At 66.8% G+C, this 539-nt stretch carries 1 protein-coding gene; it reads right to left on the bottom strand.

Annotated elements, in window-relative coordinates:
* Window positions 1–343: 343 nt before the first annotated feature.
* A partial coding sequence (locus PV363_RS17885) for a hypothetical protein (protein WP_301023107.1) occupies window positions 344–539 on the bottom strand: 196 nt, incomplete at its 5' end.

The raw sequence follows: 539 nt of genomic DNA, 5'->3' as shown, positions 1-539 counted from the left end.
TCTCAAACATCAGACACACAAAACCCTCAACCCCACACAGGAGCATCAGACCAAGGCGCGACCCCCAAACCTACCAGGCGTCCGACAGAGACCCAAACCTGGGCCCCTCGAGCGCTCGGCAGTGACCTTGACTAGTCCCGAACGTGCGGAACCGGCTAGGTTCTTCTGGAGGTGGTGGTTACCAGGGCCGCGTGCCCGGCCTCTCGGCCTTGCCCGCCGCCGTCCCCGGCAACAAGAAGAACATTACAGGGTCGGTTTCGGAGGGTCAAACCGGGGGTACCCCTTAGCGCTAAAACCCTCTCTGACCTGCGGCGATGTGCGCACTGACCGCCTCCGGTGCCCCTCACCGGACGCGGAGCTCCACGACGGCATCCGCCTCCACTCTCGCCGTCTCACCCCACCCCGGTGGCACCAACGGCATCCGGACGCCAGCTCGCAGACGCACGCGGACCGCGTCACCGCTCTGGTCGACCTGCCAGGTGAGCCCTCGGACCGTTGCTCCGGCCCCGCTCTCGCGGAGGTAGTCCTCGGCGGCGGTG

The sequence above is a fragment of the Mumia sp. genome (assembly GCF_028803055.1).
Classification (GTDB): domain Bacteria; phylum Actinomycetota; class Actinomycetes; order Propionibacteriales; family Nocardioidaceae; genus Mumia.
This window is presented reverse-complemented; position numbering and strand designations above follow the sequence as displayed.